The following is an 18,698-nucleotide window of genomic DNA, read 5'->3' on the forward strand; positions in this document are numbered from 1 at the left end:
TTAAAAACACACAGACGGGTCTAATCATGCTTTTGTGTTTGTAAATATTCTATGAGTGACCGAATTTGTCGTTTCTGGTAGAAAATGAGAACTACGTTAATTCCAAAAACTACTGCAATAATGATAAAAAAAGTTTGACTTAGCTGTGTTAAGTCAAAGTAAAAAGAGTAGCCAAAAAGGAGTATAGCAGCCACGTTTATGAGCAGGTGGAACCATTTGTTGCGATCTCTTTTCTCCAGCAGGGTGATCTTTTGATCGATCGGCAGCTCCGTCTGATTTTTTTTGAGATGAATATTCAAATACGATTCGTACTTCTGCTTCTGCTCGTCAGGGATCTCCTGCTCCATAGTCAGTTCTGGGCGTTCATAATTCGGCGGGTGGCCTCGCGCAGCAGTTCTTCCGCATTGCCATCTTTGTGAATAATATTATACAACAGGAACACTCCGATCATGCAGCCGAGGCTTCCCAGCAAACACATAAAGTTCGAGAACCAAAGCGGTTCCATGAGCCCCGCAACCGATGCGAACACAACACCAACACCAAGCACGATCTCCAGGATTGAGGCGATAAAGATCAATGTTGTCGGCGCCTGGCTCCGATTAAACAGGTTCAACAACCTGGAGGATTGGTTCGGCTGCATTAAATCCGATGAATCCGAAGAAAGAAAATGTCCCTTGTTTTTATGTTCTAAGTCCATGACGTTATTCCTTATTTTAAAGAGGTAGGGAAGTCCTTTGCAACGATAATCTACTTTTTTAAATCACCGTTTTCCTATTCCCATATATAAGTTAACCGAATTAGATAATTTTTCAATCTGTTTATTAATAATATGCCTGAAACCGATGAAAACATTTACATTTACGGCCGGAACCCCGTAAAGGAGGCGCTTGAACATGAGCCCGAGCGCATAGAAAAAATATTTGTGCGAGATTCTGTCAAAGATCAGGATATTGACTCCATTTTTAGTCTCTCTTCTAATAACCGTATTCCGATTTCCCACGTTCCGGGATCCCGGTTGCACAACCTCGTGGGATCGGTCAACGACCAGGGGGTTGTAGCCTTAATGAGCGCGATTGAGTACCATGAATTCGGTCCCTGGCTGGACACGCTCGACCTCGCTGCCTACCCGGGCATTCTTTTGCTGGACGGGCTGGAAGATCCACACAATGTGGGAGCCATTCTCCGCACGGCCGCAGCCGCGGGTATTGATGCGGTACTGGTTCCCAAACACCGGCAGGCCCCGATCAACGCCACAGTGTTTAAAACATCCGCCGGCACGGCAGGGCGCATTCCCACCGTAAGAGTGGGCAACCTGAACCAGGCGATCCTAAAACTGAAGGAGGCCGGCTTTTGGATTGGGGGGCTAGACCAGGAAGGTGAAACGCAACTATGGGACCTCCAGGTTGATCGGCCACTGGCGTTTGTGATCGGCAGTGAAAGCAGCGGCATCCGCCAGAAGACGCTGGAACACTGCGACTATACCTTTGCCATCCCGATGCATAACCGGGTTGAATCGCTGAATGCATCGGTCAGTGCCGCCCTGCTGAGCTACGAATGGAGAAGAAAAAAGGGATGACGCCCTCGATCCGTCAAAAGAAAACGGGCGGATACTGATCTCACCCGGAATAACACAACGCCCCTGGAGTCCGTCCCCTCCGGCCGAAACCGTTGCGGCCGGCAACAAATGGGCTGAGCTCTCCAGACCGCTAGCCCGCATTTCTCACGATAATTTTTGATAAAATTATGTACCCTCATGATCGGCAGTATCTTACATCATATTTTACAGACCATTGTATGTAACAGGGTGTAACGTGCCGCGAGATTTGCCCTCCAGCTGCATTAAAGAGGAAATCGCCTGCTCAACGTGCGAAGGTACGTCTGCGCGGCCATTTTCCCTTCGCCTTGCTGAAGAACAAATTTCTTGGTGGGAAATGCAGGCTAGTTCCTCCCGGCCAGCTCCTGAACGGGCCTATAAAAAAGATCAAGGGGCGGAAACCAGGACTATATTTTCTGCCACGAGCCCCTTGTCGCTCTCGGCCAGGTCAAACTCAAAGATCAGGTCGCGACTGGGCAGAAAACTGGTATCAAAATTCTCTTCAAATTGCGAGATATGGGCAAACACGGTCTTGTATGGCGATCCCTTGAACCGGGAATCGGTAATCCACAAATGCTCATTGAAGCTGGTCAGGTAGCGCATAAACCCGTACCCATCGTTGTGCGAAAAGTCGTAACACACCCCCCGAACCCGGGAACCGACGCGCCCCCATTCATAAGGCGATTCTATTGGCAGAAGACCCGGTACAAGGTACCCTGAAATATACATGTCCGCCTCCCTTTTCAGCGGACTGGCAATCGCGTCGAAACCTATAATCTCAACCCGGCACCCTTTCTGCTGCACTGCGCGCACCAGGCGCACGAAGCTGGCCTTGTTCGTGAGTAGTACAACCTTGTCCAGCTCGTCGGCCTGCTGCAGGATGTCGACCGTCATGTCTACATCTACCGCAGAATTAATGTTGCTTTCTCCATCAGACTGACTTTCATTCCGGACAAGCGGTTTTTCGATCACTTTATATTCGTAGTCGCGCAGCACCTCGGCAAACCGGGTCGCCTTATCGCGGTAAGAGCTGTCCTGCTTGGCCCGTTTGGCATCATAAATCTGGTACACGTTCAACCGGGCCGGGTACTCTCCGCCCCGGGTCGCAAATTTACGAAGAATCTCATACCGAAGACCGAAGCCACCATTTTGCGAAACATTTGCTGCATCAACATAGACGCCAACTTGTTCTGTTTTTCCCATAATACTTTTGAAACCTGATATTCTTTAAGAAATAATTTTGGCAACAGGTCTCGCTGCTACACCTGGTTATCCAACCTGTCAAAGATAGCGGGATTACTCCTTCTCAATTCATGAAATAGCTGCTGCACCCTTCCGATAACCGAGCAATCCCAACAGAAAGGTGCCTATCAATAACAACAGGATATTGGCTGTCCATTCCGATCCCGCCCATTGAATCATCGCAGGTTGCATAACCAGGCAAAGAGCCGCAACGGCGATCATTAACCCCGCACGGCCGAGCTCATAGGATACGGGGTAGACCTTTGTGCTGCGATGATAAAGAAGGAGGGCCATCGCAGCATAGCTCAAAAGGGTGGCTGTTGCTGAGCCGAGCATGCCGTAAAAAGGAATCAAGACCAGGTTGGCGCATACGGTGATGGCGGCCCCTGCCAGCGTAATTTTGGGCAAAATCCGGGTTTCCTCCTCGATGAAAATTCCTGCCGAAAAATTCATATACCAGCCGTGGAACCAATACGCCCCCAGCAGCAGCGGCACGATATGGAGGCCCATCCAGTATTCTTTCCCGATAATGTAGGCGTTCAGGACCGGGATTTCTATCTGTACGATCTCCTCGACAAAAAGGGCTACAGACAAAAACAGGATACCCGCTGCGACATTAAAATATCGAAATACATCCCGAAACAGGGCGGGAGCCTGCGCATCATCGGAGTGGCGCATAAAAAAGGGCTGCCACGCCATCCGGAACATCTGGACAAGCAGCAGCATGAATACGGCCAGCTTGTAGCAGGCATTGTATACCCCGACGACAGCCTCCGGCGTATAGCCGGTTCCGTAAAGAGCAGTCACCGCATCAGGTGAAAGATAATTGTTCAGAAAAAAGCGATCGAGCATCTCATTAATGGCATACCCGACTCCGGCGGGAATAAAGGGGAGGCCAAACTTCAGCGCCTTCCGAAATACCGGGTGCGACCAGCTACCGCTGAGCATGTCGGCCGTCAAAAGCCAAAGCACTAGCGTTGTTGCCCCCGAAGCCACTACATTTGCCCAGAACACAGCCTCAATACCCCAGCCCAGCGACAGAATCAGGAAAAAGTTGAGGCCGAGATTTATCAATACATTCCCGGTCCGCAGAGTGGCAAACAGCCAGGAGCGGCGGACCAGCCGCAGCTCGGCAAACGGTACGATAGAAAGAGTATCGAACCACAGGATGCCGATCATCATCAGGTAGATCGTTTCCGTGCCGGCATCCAGGCTCATCAACGGCATCAGCCATGGGGAGAGCAGCCAGAGCAGGAACGCCAGTATCGTGGCGATGCCCAACAGGCCCAGCTGCAGGGTTTTAAATACGTCTCGGGCCTTGTCGCGATCTTTGGCATACCGCAGGTAGGCCGATTCCATTCCAAAGGTGAAAATAACATTCAAAAAAGCGATCGCCGCATAAATCAGTCCCACTACGCCATACTGGGCAGGCCGAAACACATCCGTGTGGAACGGTACCAGCAGATAGTTGATAAAACGGGCCAGCACACTGCTGATGCCGTACACCAGGGTATCGGACAGGAGTTCTTTAAGCTTCTTCAAGAATATTTTTGTTATCGTTTATTCTTCAGTGGAATCGCCTGTTTTCGGTGATCACGGCTACCCTTTCATGAGATTAATACCGCAATACTGCTCACCCCTCACATTACAAGAGTTCCTGCAAATGATGCTAATTTATGCACGCGGTGCACTCCTTTACCAAACTCAGCAAAGTTTGTGATAAGAGGCCGGCAACTGGCTCAAATTCAACTCATCTATTTAACAGCTGTTCTACCGCCTGGATACCCAAAACGTAGCTCTGTTTTCCAAAGCCGGCAATAATCCCCGTTGAGACAGCACCGGTCAACGTTTTATGGCGGAACGCCTCCCGGGCGTGGATGTTGGAGAGATGGACTTCAACGACAGGAATCGTCAGCAGTTCAAGTGCATCCCGTATCGCAACAGAAGTATGGGTGTAAGCTCCAAAATTGGCCACCAATCCTTCATGGTCGCCGCTGACCAGCTCCTGTATTGCGCTTACAATCGCTCCCTCCCCGTTACTCTGGAAAAAGGTAAGTTCATGCTCCGGGAATCTCTCCACGAGCATCGTCTCGATTTCTTTCAGTGTTGAGGCCCCGTACTGTTCAGGGTCGCGACTTCCCAGCATATTCAGATTTGGACCGTTGAGGATAAACAGCTTCATATTTTTACCTCGGCGCTGATCTTTTTGGCCAGCTCTTTCATCTCGTTTTCCGTCACCTCCACGTTGTGCCCCAGCGCCATCACCTGTCGCGTTTTATACAAGGGAACCAGGTGAAGGTGCGCGTGCGGAACCTCCAGGCCCTGCACGATAATCCCGGTCCGAAACGGTTCGAGGGCGCGGTCGATCGCTCCCGCTATCCCCCGGGCAAAATCCATGGTGCTGTGATACAGCTCATCCGGCAGGTCAAAGAAATAATCGATCTCTTTTTTAGGCACAATCAGGGTATGTCCCCGGGCAATGGGATTAATATCCAGGAACGCAATATGCTCTTCATTTTCTGCAATCTTGTGACAGGGAATTTCTCCCTCGATAATCTTGGTAAAAATAGTAGACATAAGATACCTCTGAATTCTATTTCTGGTTTGTTCTATTATATCGTTTTAAACCTATATTTTCAGGGATTTGATGAAATGATTGAATATGAGTGCCTGACTCCCTCTGTAACGCGGTATGTGCAGATTTACTTCAACCCCCCTCTGAAAATCCATTTGGAACGGGTGGAACTGTTTTGCATATTTTGCTTACGCGTACCATTCATCATTAACCAGGGACCACTGCCATGAAAAAAACACTCACCACTCTGTTTGCAGCCGTTGTGCTCGTATTTTCCGGGTATCCGGCTTCTGCCCAGGAAAGCTCCGAAAACAATTTCAAACAGCAGTTTATCGGCCAGTTTGACTACAGCTCCCGCGTGCTTGAACTCGCAAAGGCGATGCCCGCCGAGCATTACGACTGGCGGCCGATGGAAGGAGTTAGTTCGGTAGGCGAAGTATACCGGCATATTGCCGGAGCCAACTTCTCCATGCTACAGGGAGCTCTCGACATACCCGCGCCCGACGGTGTGGACATGGAAAATATTAGTTCCATGACCGGGAAAGAAGAAATTGTATCCCTACTCGAACAATCCATACAGCATGTCAAGGAATCCGTACAGAACATGCCGGATGCCAAGCTGAGGGAACAAACCGAAATTTATGGTCGATCTACCGATGGGCAGGGCGTGTTGGTCATGCTGCTCAGCCATATGAGCGAACATGTCGGCCAATCTATCGCCTATGCCCGGATGAACGAAGTGGTTCCGCCATGGAGCCAGTAGCACCATTGACCGGGACCGGGGTTGATCTCGATCCCGCGGTGTGCTAATAGAGAGCTCTGCAAAACAAGGCTTTTCAAAAGCTCTCTATTAGAGACCTTTACAGAACCTGTTATTTTGTTGGGAGGGGACTGTACCACCGACCTTATCCCCCTTGAGACGGTAGTACAACCCCCTCCCAACGACCAATTGAGAGTTTCGCAAAACCCACCCAAATACCTATCCCAAAATAAAAGATACGGATGATCGCCGGTATTGAGGGGAGACCTTCGTGACAGCATCTCTACAATCCCAGGTGGTGGTCAACCCGCCTCATCATTTTTTTAACACCGATTTACAAGTTTACACATGTCGAATCAGAATCTTCAAATTCTGATCAGATTTCATTCAGGATTGGGTCAGCATCGGCTATTATGTTTAGAATGAATTGAAAACGGCAATGTAATGAACAGACCAATAACACTATGAAGCGTTTACTCCTGGGCGTGCTGTTAATATGTATCGCACAAATATCATTTGGGCAAACCGGTGAAACAGATCCAGCCGTTGTAGAAGGGGTCATCTACAATGAAGCGGGGGAGACGGTGCCAAATGCCTCTGTAGCTATCTATGACTCCACGGAAACCGACCTTATTACGGGCACTTCCAGCAATAACGACGGCACTTTCAACATTGAAGTGGAACCGGGACGTTATGTTCTCCAGATATCGTATGTCTCCTATAATAATTATACCGAACCGGTTGAGCTCTCCGCCGGAGAAACCTACGATGCCGGAGAAATCAACATGCAGCCTACATCCGCCCAGATGCAGGAAGTGATGGTACGTGGCGAAAAGTCCGAAATGTCCATGAATTTCGACAGCCGTTCTTTTGATGTCGGTCAAGACCTGACCAGCATGGGCGGTTCGGCGCTCGACGTGCTCGACAATGTCCCCTCCATCGCCAGCGACATTGACGGCAACATCAGCCTGCGGGGCAACCAGTCGGTGCGTATTTTGATCAACGGCAGGCCCTCAAACCTGGTGGAAGACGGGGCAGACGGACTCAGAAGCATCCCCTCCTACCTGATCCAGGAAGTGGAGATTATTACCAATCCATCTGCAAAATTTTCAGCGGAAGGCTCGGCCGGGATCATCAATATTATAATGAAGAAAGACCAGCGCCAGGGATTCAACGGCAGTGTGGGCCTTGGCTCGGGCATGCCGCAGGATCATGAAGTTTCAACCAACCTGAACTACCGTACCGAAAATGTAAACTGGTTTGGCGGCGGTGGAATCGACTACCGGAGCGATCCCGAAGAGGGATTTTCCTACCAGGAGTTCAACCTCGGCCAGAACGCCACTGCCGATACCTCCTACGCATACCGCGAAAATACGGATGCCGATGAAAGTGAAATTGATGGTGACCTCAGGCTGGGAGCCGACTTCTTTCTCACCGAAAATCAAACATTGACGATCGACGGAAACCTGGACCTGGAAGATGGATGGACCGATGAAACCGTCAATTATACCGACTACAATATCAATGGCGGATCGGTCGGGGATATCAGCCGGCGCATACAGCGAAGCGACGAACAGGATGAACAGGAGAAGGAATTTGAAGCGAACCTGGAGTATGAAAACAGGTATGACGGGCAGGACCACCGGTTAACCGCCGAAGCGAGTTTTGAGGTCGAGGATGAATCGGAACGGTCCAACTTTACCGAATCCGTTATGCAGGGTAGTTATGATCCCCAGCGGGAACGCACCTTCGCCAGTGAATTTGCACGCGACTTCCGATTCGACATTGATTATGTGCGACCGATCGGGGAGAGCGGCCAGCTTGAGGCCGGTGGACGCTCCAGGTTTGAATGGATGGACAACAGCCTGCGCGCCGAAGTGCTTGAAAACAGTACCTGGCAACCTCTGCAGGCCGCTGCATTTAATGACAACTTCCTCTATCATGAAAATATCAACGCCGCCTATGCAACCTACAGCCAGGAGTTCGGGGCATTTTCTACCTCGATTGGCGTGCGGGCCGAGCATACGGTCATTGAAACAGAGCTTAAAACGACCGGCGATAAAACCAACCAGAATTACTTCGGGCTGTTTCCGAGCGTGTTCCTGAATTACTCCTTTAACGACCGGCAGTCGGTCCAGGTGAGCTACAGCCGCCGCCTCGATCGCCCCTGGTCGCGCATGCTGCTTCCCTTTTCCGACTATTCCGACTCCCGCAGCCGGTTTACCGGCAATCCCGAACTGGAGCCTGAATATGGAAACTCCTTTGAAACGGGCTACCTGCAATACTGGGAGACAGGCTCGCTGCTCACCAGTGTGTATTATCGCTACCGCACCGGCGTTCACGAGCGCGTGACCACGCTGGATGACCAGGGAATACGACGCACGCAGCCGATCAACCTGGCTACTGAAGAGGCATGGGGCATCGAATTTTCCGGAGACCAGGATCTGGCCCAAACGCTCAGCCTCCGTCTCAATGCCAACTTCTACCGCTCCGACTCCAGAGGCAATTACCAGGGTGAGCTTCTCACCAGCGACGCCCAAACGGCACAGGGACGGCTGACACTGCGCTGGCGACCCACCTCGCAGTGGAATATGCAGTTTGCAGGCCGATATCGCGGGCCGCGCAACACCACGCAGGGTCGACGAGCCGGAATGATGATGATGGACACCGGCATCTCCAGGAGTTTTGAACTCTGGGAGGGTCAAGCTACCGTTTCCCTCAGTGTTGACGACATACTGAATTCACGCAATTTCCAGAACACCATCGATAATCCAAACTTCTATTCGGAACGCGAATTCAGCTGGTCGAGCCGAAGCTTTATGCTCAATTTCCGCTATAATTTTAACCAGTTCGGCAATAACCGTGGAGGCCGTGGCGGGGGTCGCGGTGACTGGGATTAACGATTTTATTCCTGTTAACCTATCACACAAACAAGTCCATTACATACTTCTTGTGTGATTTTCCCTAGAAATCGCAAGCCCTTGATTGGGCTTGCGATTTATTTATTTTCACGGATCCTTTGCAGAACCTGAACCTGCTACTTTATTAGCAGGTGGTTCTACCAACGACCTTATTAACCTTTTAGACAGGACTCCCCTCCTCAGAACAATGACGGCGAAAATTACCTATTATTTTTTGAAAGGATATTTCAAAATAAGTAAATATAGTTTATATATATGAGACGGCACTCTTGCCAAACCGGCTATTTCATGATGGAATAGTGGTCAGGTCCCAACTATATTTCGCTACCGGAATCTACCGCGAACCGGCGGTTTGTCGCTGCAGCAGACTTCAAACAATTAATCTACTCGATACGAGGATGTATGCTGATAAAAAACTGTTTTTGTTCTGCATTATTTTCGCTTTTTCATTGCACATTCCCAACCAGGTACACGGACAGTCCCAGTCGCTTTTTAATGGGAAAGACCTGAGCGGATGGTACATGGACGTACCCGCTCTCGACGAGGATTCAGCCCTCCGGAAACCGTTTATTGTACGGGATGGCTATCTTGTCAGTCTTGGAGAACCCCGGGGACACCTGATTACAGAAGATGAATTCAGCAACTACCGCCTTGAAGTAGAATACCGTTTCCCCGGTGAGCCCGGCAACTGCGGCGTTCTTGTGCATGCCTCTACCCCGAGGGCGCTATATGAGATGTTTCCTAAATCGATTGAAGTGCAGATGATGCATGAAAACGCGGGTGACTTCTGGTGCATCGTGGAAGATATTACCGTACCCAACATGGTGGAACGTCGTGGTCCCAGGGAGGAGTGGGGCATTACAGAGGGGAAAAATCGAAGAATTCTTAATCTCACCGATGACTCCGAACACCCACTTGGCGAATGGAACAGCATGACTATAGAAGCGGTCAGCGACTCGATTAAGGTCTGGGTAAATGGCGACCTGGTTAACTTCGGGTACGACGCCACCGCCAGCAGCGGAAAAATTGCCCTCCAGGCTGAGGGAGCGGAAGTAGAGTTTCGCAAGATAATACTTACCCCGATTCAAAAAATCAGCGGAGACAGAGAATGAGGCAAATTTATGGCCACTCCATCTATTCAGCCCTCAAGAGCATTACACAATAAAACAGTTTTGCAGTCTCTCCTGTTTAACAGCTACTTTGGGTGGCAAATTAATTTATCCTGAATAATTCAGGATAAATGCAATATTTACCTTTATTTACGTTAACTTATAACGGGTGAATAAAAAGAGAGGTACAGCACCAGTAAAATTATATGTTGTATATATATTCCTCCTAAACTAAACACCACAAATATGAAATGCGAAGAAGTCAATATCTACCTTCTGAGCATTGCCTTGGCACTGCTTATCTCAGGTTGTGGTACGAGCGGAAATGGTGTGGGAAAATCCGAATCGGCATTCAACAGCTCGAGAGTTGTTGTCGACAACCCGTCGATCGATTTAACTGACTATTTACGGAGGATACCCGGCGTCCAGGTAACAGGACACGGAGCCAACGCCCGAATTACCATCCGTGGTATCAATACGTTTTTAGGTAATCCCAGTCCTCTTTTTGTAATTGATGGCATCCGGATCGGAAGAGATTTTAGCAGTGTCTATGGTTTTATTAACATCAATGATATCGGAAGTATCGAGGTATTGAAGGGCCCGGAAGCTTCGGCTTACGGGGTAGAAGGAGGTGGCGGCGTTGTTCTTTTTCATACGAGGTCTTAGCATATTTTAACGTTAAGAGGCTGGGACACCGGGATATTGCAAGTACTTTCCGTTTCGGACTCTTTGATGAGAATTGACTGTCGGCTACTGTTAGAATACGGAAATCGTGGGAAACGAGTGGGTTCAGCAGTCACAGTATCCGAGTCAAAACGCTGCACTCCCGGAGGTTAAAACATAACTTCATTATTATTCCCGAATATGAAACGGTTCCATTCACTCATTGTCATTGCAATCACCATCACGGCTACCGTTGCAGCATCCTGTGCCAGCACGGGAAACAGTGCACGTTCCGAGCGGCAAAGCTCTGAACGACTGAGCCGGGTTCAGGTAGAAAATCCAAATATTTCTCTGGCTGATTATCTTCGGCGCGTCCCCGGTGTCAATGTCCAGGGTTCCGGGAATAATGTTCAAATAATCATACGGGGGATTAATACATTTCGCGGCAGCACCGCCCCGCTTTTTTATATTGACCAAACCCGGGTGGGCCGAAGCTACAGCCGCGTAAAAAGCATGGTAAACATGCACGATGTTGATAATATTAAAGTTGTAAAGGGAGTTGAGGCCTCGGCTTATGGGGTTGAAGGGGCCAATGGTGTAGTCATTATCAACACCAAACGCAGCGGCTAGTGTAGTTACTCGTTGTATTGTATATCAGCTATCTGTAGGATACAGAGATTGCTGGTATTCGGTCCGATGGCCCTTATGGATTCAACTGATATGTACAGCTTTTACCAAAAGTATTTGCAAACAGCACAGGAATCCCACTCTAACCACTCATACATGAGATAAACCCGTTCTTCTGAAATTAACCTTTTCTGCTATGGATTATCTACATTCAACTTCCGGTATTCTTTTAGTTGTCATTGCACTGATCTTGGCAGGATGCGCAACCAGCGGACAAGGCGGTGTCAGAAGCAACATCGATGAAAACACCAACGAAAGCAACTCCGTTAAAGTGGTGCAAAATAACTCCGATTCCCTGACCGATTATCTTCGGCGGATTGTCGGCGTCAAGGTGATAGGGGATGGTCCCAATGCCCGCATTACCATACGGGAAAAAAGCTCGTTTAACAGCGATACGACACCACTTTTTGTTATTAACGGCATACGCGCCGGAAAAGATTTTTCCGACATTTACAGCTTGTTAAACCCGGCCGATATTGTCGAGATAGAGGTGGTTAAAGGGGCCGACACCGCACTGTACGGTATGGATGGTGCAAACGGTGTGATTGTCATCAGCACGAAATAGGTGATATTCTCAGCATCGCATAATGCTTCCGTGCCCATTCGAGGCCGTGAAGTGCAGGTGGTGCTTTTGCTGTCTTTCGTCGTCAGAAAAATTTTCCTTGCCGGGAAAAGGGCATTTGTGATTTTGGGAGAGAGCCCTGATCGTCAATACAACGTGTCAAGCGCAGGTGCCAGCACCCGGTTCCACGCTGCATACCCCTTATCGTTGAGGTGCAGCAGGTCCTCCATAAACAAGCTGTCATCCGGCTTGCCGTTTTTGAGAAGAGGAGTGGCCAGATCCACATAAAACAACTGCTCGTATTGCTGATTATAGCTCTTTATCCGCCGGTTTACCTTTTCCATACGCTCCCAGTAATTCCATCGACTGGAACTCGGCTTTATCGGGATATAGACAAACTTGACTTCCGGGAAATCCGTCTGAACCCGTTCCGTGAGATTACGATAGTCGTCCACCACCTGTTCAACCGGCTTGTCGGCCGCGACATCATTATCGCCGGCGTAGAACACAATCACAGAGGGCTCGTACTTATGGATGACGTGCTTATAGAAATGCCGGACATCGGAAATGTGGGAGCCACCGAATCCCCTGTTTATGACCGGGTACTCCGGAAACGCCCGGCGGGTTTTCCAAAACCGAATACTTGAACTCCCCACAAATAAAATGGCATCCTCGGGAAAGGTGTTTTTCGCATCCCACTCCAAAAAAGTCTCTATCTGTTGTTGAAAACGCTGTGGATCGGGGTCCCCGACGGGTTGCGACCGGACCAAATCACCGGCAAATACACAGATAATAAAACACAGCAGATATTTTTGAAGCATGGCATGCGAAATATAGGTTTGAAAAGTACAAGGCACCTACTCAGAAATGGACTCGATATACAGGATTAACGATTCGATTTCACTTTCAGAGAGCACCCCGAGAAATGAGGGCATTTCAGCCGAATATCCTTCCGCAACCTCCTGCCCCGGTTCAAGAATGGAACGCCGGAGGTATTCCTCATCGGCTATAACAGAGGACCCGTCGTCCAGCTTGCGTTCGGAACCGAACAGTCCCTGCATGGTGGGACCCACTTTACCGGCCTCCGTCCCGTCCACCGAGTGGCAGGCGAAACAGCCCGTGCGCTGAAACAGCTCTTTTCCGCGTTCCACCGACGCCGGCTCCTCTTCTTGCCGAGCTACCATCTGCTGCCCCGAATCCTGCAACAGTTCATCCACATTCAAATCGCCAAAACCCTCGGTCACCAGGTTGGGCTGTTCCACGTCATTGACTGTAAACCAGAATTCATCGTCCATGGCCTCCCCGGCGCTCGTTTCCAGGTTGTAGGCGATCTCCATCTGCATCACCTCCTGGATATCGGGGATGGCGATAAAAACGGAGCGGTTGTCATCCGACAAGTGGGCAGAAAAAACCGGCATCAGCTCTTCTCCCGGCGAATCATCCAGCTTAAAATGCCCGGATCCATACTCCTCTGTCCGCCGGTAATTCCACCGTTTCACCTGGTAGTTGGCGGGATTTGTGGCCATCTCTTCATCCAGTTCAGTTCCAAAACGGAGGATCACTCCACCCTCCCGGACCCTGAAATCTTCGGGAAGCGGGCTTTGCTGACCGGTATACCGCAGCCGGATCAGCGAACTTATCACATCAGAATTCGAGCCCCAGAGCGAAAACCCGGCAACATACAGCTGCCCGTCATCAGGACCGATAGCACCTTTCATGGTCGGGGCCGGGTAGTTGCCCGGAATTGCTGACACCCCGCCCTGCACCGCGTCGCTGGTGCTGTCAATCAGTACCTTGAACAGGCCCGGGCGCCCGTAGGAAAGATGGATCAGCTCCCCGTTTAACGGCCCCATCTGGTCGCTGGTTATCCATACCTGGCCCGTCCCCGAACGGTCCACGCTGTGGGGAATCCACGTTAATGGCGGTGTAATCTCCGGCAGGGGATCGCGGTAGGCGGTTGCCGGCACCCCGTAATAGTCGCCATTGTCGACCAGCATTACGGGGGTCGAAGGCACGTGGTGTCCCTGCTGATCCGAGGCAGTCAGCACCCCGGTCTCGGGATTGATCCCCAGGTAGGGACCGCGAAATCCGGTGGCGTAGCGTTCTATTTCACGCCCATCCGGAGAAATTTTAGCGATGGAACCTCCATACCAGGAGCCCGCGCGAAATCCCATAATCGTTTTCGGAGACGACGTTTCCGGTCCCATATCCAACGCGCCAAATTTTGAAACGTAAAACGATCCGTCCGGGGCGTGCACCATGTCGCTGGCCCACTCCCTGGTCTCGATGGATTGTTCCATCAGGCTGGAAAAATTTTCATAGTAGTCGGCCGAACCGTCGCCATTCAGGTCATGGAGTTTCGTAATCCCCTCTTTCCCGAAAACGTGCACCTTCTCGTCCACCACCTCTATACTTTGCGGTTCATACATGCCCGAGGCAAACCGCTGCCACTCCAGGGTCTCCAGGTCGCGATCTATCCCATCCACAATCCAGACATCTCCCTCAAACGTAACCAGTGCGGCCCGATTGTCATCGAAAAATGCAATGTCTACCACACGTACATTCCGTTTCCAGGGATTCGGGATGGGAAGCGTCAGGCGGTCCACCACAAAGGCGGAAGTATCGGGCGCCAGCTGTCCCCGCGTATGCACCGGTTCCGGCCAGTATGCGGGCCCACCATCTTCAAACTTGGCGAGATTCACATTTAAATCCGCCTCTGACTCCGAACCGGAAAGCAGTTGATTAAACGTCTCTACCTGCCCTGCCGGTCCCTTCCACAGTACTATCGTAAATTCCACGGTTTCACCGGCAGGTGAAACGGCTGCCGTGGCGTACCGATCCCCGGTAACCTCCAGTTCAACTTCAGCTGCCGACCCGACCAGCCCGATCGCTGTGACCGTATCCTCTCCCGGGCCATGATAAATAAGGGCGGTATTCCCGGACACTTCACTCCTCGCGCCATCGGAAACCTCGGCCGCTGCAAGCGAAAGCGCCTGATCCGGATTTTCAACCTGAAATGTTCGGGTAAATGCAGTGACATCTCCCGATTGGATCGCCCCCGGCTTTTCGTAGATATCGGTATTTTGAGCCGTATATGAGAGTACCACTTCCTGGTCATTCACATAGATACCGTTCCATCGACCGAGCTCCAGCGGCAGGGGTCCCCACGAGGGACCATCGGGATTGGGAGCCGGCGGTCGGGGATCGGAAAAGCCGGGATCCGCACCCATCCAGCCGGGATACAGTCCCGTTGCAATTTTTGGGTTTCCCGCGATCAGGGGAATCTCGTTATCCTTGTTATGGAAATCGCGATAAGAGATCTGTCCCATGGTAACCATCGGCAGGAAATCTCCGGTCCAGGCCACCGACCAGCGCAGCATATCGGTGTCAAAACAGGCATACGCTTCTGACCCCAGTCGCAAAGCCAGGCATCGCGGCGTGATGTTGTCGGCCGGAAATCCGGGTCCGAGTTCACGGGCATCCACCGAGGTGGTAATAAACGGGAATTCCGGCTCCACGAACGGGGCCAAGTCCTCCGGGTCAAAATTCTGTTCCGTGAGTATCTTCTCATCGCCCGTACCGCATCCCGCCAGCAGTATGACGAAACTCAGCACCAGCAGACGGGACGTAATATTCCAAAACCCGGGAAAAATATGTGGATTTTTGCTTGATCGTGGCTTGCTGTAGAACTTCATAGTATCAAAAAGTTATATAATTCATTGCTGAACAGGGCTCTGCAAAACCAGCGCCTGTTTTATTGCTTTTCAACGGTTATCCCCGGCGGATAGGCATAATCATTCCACAAACGATTGATTTTTTCGATGTCCGGTTCTCCGTCATAAGTGACAAATCGATAGCGCATGATGTAGGGCGAACCGGGTTCAATTGTCATTTTCCCCAGCTGCATCGGGGCGTAGACCACATACGGCGTTTCGGGATGTATGCGAATCGGCTGCGGAGCCCGGTAATTGTCGGGATGTCCGAGCAGGGCAACACCGGCACGCTCACCGTTTACCAGCCCCCCCATGTGAACCCAGCGGGCACGGGTTTCATTAGCTTCATCCCGGTTCATACCCTCAGAAGTAACAAAAGATACATTCTCCGGGTTATTCCAGTCGCCATGCCCGCGAAACGCCAGTCCACCGTAGTGATATTCCGGCAGAACCAGCGGCTGCCCCGTGTTGGTCGTATGCGTCAGTACCAGATCCACCATGTTGTAATCGCCGTCTGAAGCAGTGTTGTACACGATAACCTTCCACTCCTCGTTGAGTGCAGTAACCGGTGCCGAACCTGAAATATCCACAAAATAGTTTTTTGCCTTGAAACCGGCGTGCACGGGTCCCTCCCAGGCCTTCTCCACCGAATCCGCATGATCTACCCGGCCCGAATGGTTGTGTGGATTCCAAAAATCGGGCGTTCTTCCCTGGAATTCCGTATTTGTCCAGGCCGAGAATATGCCGTAGTGATGGGGATGTATTTCCTGGTCCAGGTGGTTGGTCAGCGGTACGCCCCCCGGTGAATAGAGCGGGTGGATATACCCCGCGCGCTTGTACATTTTATCCATTCCCGGCGGTAATCGGTTTTCACGGTGATAATACGAGAGCACCTTTCGGCTTCCATCGTTAAATATAAGGGTTCGCTGACCGGCGGAGATGCTCATTTCCGGCTGACCCGGCATCGATGAGACCGGGGCTTCGGTATCAACTGTATAGGTTCTGGTCTCCTCTGAAGGTAATTCCCTCAAAATAAACGATCCTCTTTGGTTTTCATCCACCTGCAGTAGCAGGTTTTCCCCTGAATCGCTGTTCATCCGGTAGGTGCCGGGAGCAACCGGTTCGGGAAATGTAAAAGAGGCAACCGTCTCCACCCGGTCAAATGCACCGGCACTGACCGTAATTTCGTATTGTGCCATCGCCTGCCCTGCACCAGTCGCCCAAAACAGACCGACCAGCAGCAGAACAATATGTTGAGCCAAATTTTCAGTTCTTTCCATCGCTAGTAGATAGTTAAGAGTGAACTGATGCCTTCAGGTACCACCCCGATATCGATACCCAGGAATATCGTGAAGAGGAAATAGGTAAGCAGTGTTATCAGGATGGCAAAAAACAGGTTCAATACCAGTCCCGCCCGCGTCATTTGCGGGATGCTCATCACCCCACTGCCGTAGACAATGGCATTGGGCGGGGTAGCCACCGGCAGCATGAACGCACAACTGGCTACCATGGTGATAGGTACGGCAAACAGCAGCGGATCCTGGCCGATACCAATTGCCACCGAGGCGATCACTGGCAGAAAAGCGGCAGCGGTCGCCGAGTTACTGGCCAGCTCGGTAAACATGATGATAATAACTGCAACAATGAATATAATGAGAATGACAGGCCATCCGCCGAGGATCTCAAAATATCCGCCGACCCACTCCGCAAGTCCTGTACGCTGGATCGCCCCGGCCAGTGAAAGTCCGCCACCAAAAAGGATCAGCACACCCCACGGAATCTCCTCGGCATCTTTCCACCGCATCAGGAACCGGGATTTATCAAGATTGACGGGGATAATAAACAAGAGCAGTGCCCCAAATATGGCTATACTCGCATCCGAAATGCCGGGAACCAGGGGTTCGACAAGCGGACGTGTTATCCAGAGCAGGGCAACCAGTACAAATACAGCTGCCACCATAATTTCCGGTCGGGAGATCTTGCCCAGCCGTTCCATCTCGCTGTTCAGGTATTCTTTTCCACCGGGCAGCGATTGCATGCGCACCGGGAACACAATGTTGGTGAGCGTATAAAAGATAATCGGAAGTCCGAGTATGACGACCGGCAATCCCAGCGACATCCACTGGGCAAACGTTATTTCCATGTTATACGCGTCATTCACGAATGCGATCATCAGGGCATTGGTGGGTGTTCCGATAACGGTTCCCAGCCCGCCCACGTTGGCGGCATAGGCGATCGCCAGCATCAGCGCCACGGCAAAATTTCGATTCTGCTGCTGTTCCTTGTAGGACTTTCTCCCCTTCTGTGTTAGCTGGATGACCGAGAGCCCGATCGGCAGCATCATCATGGTGGCGGCGGTATTGCTGACCCACATGCTCATGAATGCGGATGAGACAATAAAACCGGCAATTATATTACGGGGTTTTGAACCGATAAAGTTGATAATATTGAGCGCAATCCGGCGATGCAGGTCCCAGCGCTGCATCGCGATGGCGATGATAAATCCACCCAGGAACAGGTAAATCATCGGGTCCGCATAGGGTGCGGCTGCCGCATCGATATCCGTGATACCGAGGATTGGAAACAGGACCAGCGGTATCATCGCCGTTCCTGATATCGGTATGACCTCCGTCACCCACCAGGTGGCCATCAGGGCCGCAACGGCTGCCGTTCGCCACCCCGCCAGGCTCAGCCCTTCGGGAGAACTTGAAAACAACATCAAGAAAAACAGGAGTAATCCCCCGATAAATCCGCCCCATTTTATCCCGCTGACCGGACCCTCTTCGGAATCTCCCATCTTCATACCTGTTGAACTTTGCTCTTCCTGTGTATCGACCGTTTCAGACTCCTGCTTCATATCCAGATATCTTAG

Annotated in this window: 17 protein-coding genes; 7 read left to right on the plus strand and 10 right to left on the minus strand. The window is 50.9% G+C overall.

Features of this window, described 5'->3' with window-relative positions; all coding sequences use genetic code 11:
* Positions 1-20 precede the first annotated feature (20 nt).
* Both ACG2E4_RS00615 and ACG2E4_RS00620 read right to left on the minus strand, forming a co-directional pair.
* A complete protein-coding gene (locus ACG2E4_RS00615) occupies positions 21-347 on the minus strand; it encodes a hypothetical protein (RefSeq protein WP_395257752.1) in 327 nt (108 codons plus the stop codon).
* A 2-nt stretch (positions 348-349) separates the two neighbouring features.
* The gene (locus ACG2E4_RS00620) at positions 350-697 is read right to left on the minus strand and encodes a hypothetical protein (RefSeq protein WP_395257750.1); all 348 of its coding nucleotides are present in this window, start codon (positions 695-697) and stop codon (positions 350-352) included.
* 132 nt (positions 698-829) lie between these two features.
* On the opposite strand from ACG2E4_RS00620, the gene rlmB reads away from it, so the two are divergent.
* On the plus strand, positions 830-1,576 hold the full coding sequence (gene rlmB, locus ACG2E4_RS00625) for a 23S rRNA (guanosine(2251)-2'-O)-methyltransferase RlmB (RefSeq protein ID WP_395257748.1): 747 nt from the start codon (positions 830-832) through the stop codon (positions 1,574-1,576).
* A gap of 405 nt (positions 1,577-1,981) precedes the next feature.
* Here the strand turns inward: rlmB and ACG2E4_RS00630 are convergent, their stop codons facing one another.
* The 4 genes from ACG2E4_RS00630 to ACG2E4_RS00645 all read right to left on the minus strand — a co-directional run bounded on the left by ACG2E4_RS00630 (position 1,982) and on the right by ACG2E4_RS00645 (position 5,413).
* Positions 1,982-2,797, minus strand: a complete 816-nt coding sequence (locus ACG2E4_RS00630; protein WP_395257746.1) for an NYN domain-containing protein — start codon at positions 2,795-2,797, stop codon at positions 1,982-1,984.
* A gap of 108 nt (positions 2,798-2,905) precedes the next feature.
* The gene (locus ACG2E4_RS00635; RefSeq protein ID WP_395275398.1) at positions 2,906-4,378 is read right to left on the minus strand and encodes a lipopolysaccharide biosynthesis protein; all 1,473 of its coding nucleotides are present in this window, start codon (positions 4,376-4,378) and stop codon (positions 2,906-2,908) included.
* Positions 4,379-4,586: 208 nt separating this feature from the next.
* Entirely contained in the window at positions 4,587-5,018 is a 432-nt protein-coding gene (locus ACG2E4_RS00640) for a type II 3-dehydroquinate dehydratase (RefSeq protein ID WP_395257742.1), read from the minus strand.
* On the minus strand, positions 5,015-5,413 hold the full coding sequence (locus ACG2E4_RS00645; protein ID WP_395257740.1) for an HIT family protein: 399 nt from the start codon (positions 5,411-5,413) through the stop codon (positions 5,015-5,017). Before ACG2E4_RS00645 ends, ACG2E4_RS00640 begins: the two co-directional genes overlap by 4 nt.
* Positions 5,414-5,637: 224 nt before the next feature.
* On the opposite strand from ACG2E4_RS00645, the gene ACG2E4_RS00650 reads away from it, so the two are divergent.
* The 6 genes from ACG2E4_RS00650 (at position 5,638) to ACG2E4_RS00675 (ending at position 12,116) form a co-directional block, all read left to right on the plus strand.
* Complete coding sequence (locus ACG2E4_RS00650; protein ID WP_395257738.1) at positions 5,638-6,174, plus strand: DinB family protein; 537 nt, start codon at positions 5,638-5,640, stop codon at positions 6,172-6,174.
* Positions 6,175-6,635: 461 nt separating this feature from the next.
* Positions 6,636-9,071 carry a TonB-dependent receptor domain-containing protein gene (locus tag ACG2E4_RS00655; RefSeq protein WP_395275399.1) on the plus strand — a complete coding sequence of 812 codons (2,436 nt, stop codon included), beginning with the start codon at positions 6,636-6,638 and terminating at the stop codon, positions 9,069-9,071.
* Between the two features lie 419 nt (positions 9,072-9,490).
* Positions 9,491-10,204, plus strand: a complete 714-nt coding sequence (locus ACG2E4_RS00660; protein WP_395275400.1) for a DUF1080 domain-containing protein — start codon at positions 9,491-9,493, stop codon at positions 10,202-10,204.
* A gap of 243 nt (positions 10,205-10,447) precedes the next feature.
* On the plus strand, positions 10,448-10,867 hold the full coding sequence (locus ACG2E4_RS00665; protein ID WP_395257734.1) for a TonB-dependent receptor plug domain-containing protein: 420 nt from the start codon (positions 10,448-10,450) through the stop codon (positions 10,865-10,867).
* A 198-nt stretch (positions 10,868-11,065) separates the two neighbouring features.
* Complete coding sequence (locus ACG2E4_RS00670) at positions 11,066-11,494, plus strand: TonB-dependent receptor plug domain-containing protein (protein WP_395275401.1); 429 nt, start codon at positions 11,066-11,068, stop codon at positions 11,492-11,494.
* A 193-nt stretch (positions 11,495-11,687) separates the two neighbouring features.
* Positions 11,688-12,116, plus strand: coding sequence for a TonB-dependent receptor plug domain-containing protein (locus ACG2E4_RS00675; protein WP_395275402.1), 429 nt, complete (start codon positions 11,688-11,690; stop codon positions 12,114-12,116).
* Between the two features lie 143 nt (positions 12,117-12,259).
* Here ACG2E4_RS00675 and ACG2E4_RS00680 read toward each other — a convergent pair whose 3' ends face one another.
* From ACG2E4_RS00680 to ACG2E4_RS00695, 4 genes are read right to left on the minus strand one after another with little or no spacing between them, the layout of a single operon-like run.
* A complete protein-coding gene (locus ACG2E4_RS00680; protein ID WP_395275403.1) occupies positions 12,260-12,934 on the minus strand; it encodes a GDSL-type esterase/lipase family protein in 675 nt (224 codons plus the stop codon).
* Between the two features lie 36 nt (positions 12,935-12,970).
* Positions 12,971-15,808: a DUF6797 domain-containing protein gene (locus ACG2E4_RS00685; protein WP_395275404.1), complete on the minus strand. Its 2,838-nt coding sequence runs from the start codon at positions 15,806-15,808 to the stop codon at positions 12,971-12,973.
* 59 nt (positions 15,809-15,867) lie between these two features.
* Positions 15,868-17,106, minus strand: coding sequence for a PmoA family protein (locus tag ACG2E4_RS00690; protein ID WP_395275405.1), 1,239 nt, complete (start codon positions 17,104-17,106; stop codon positions 15,868-15,870).
* Between the two features lie 2 nt (positions 17,107-17,108).
* A complete protein-coding gene (locus ACG2E4_RS00695) occupies positions 17,109-18,683 on the minus strand; it encodes an SLC13 family permease (RefSeq protein ID WP_395275406.1) in 1,575 nt (524 codons plus the stop codon).
* Positions 18,684-18,698 lie beyond the last annotated feature (15 nt).

Origin of the sequence: Halalkalibaculum sp. DA384, from assembly GCF_043951955.1 — a bacterium.
GTDB lineage: Bacteria > Bacteroidota > Rhodothermia > Balneolales > Balneolaceae > JAMQKA01.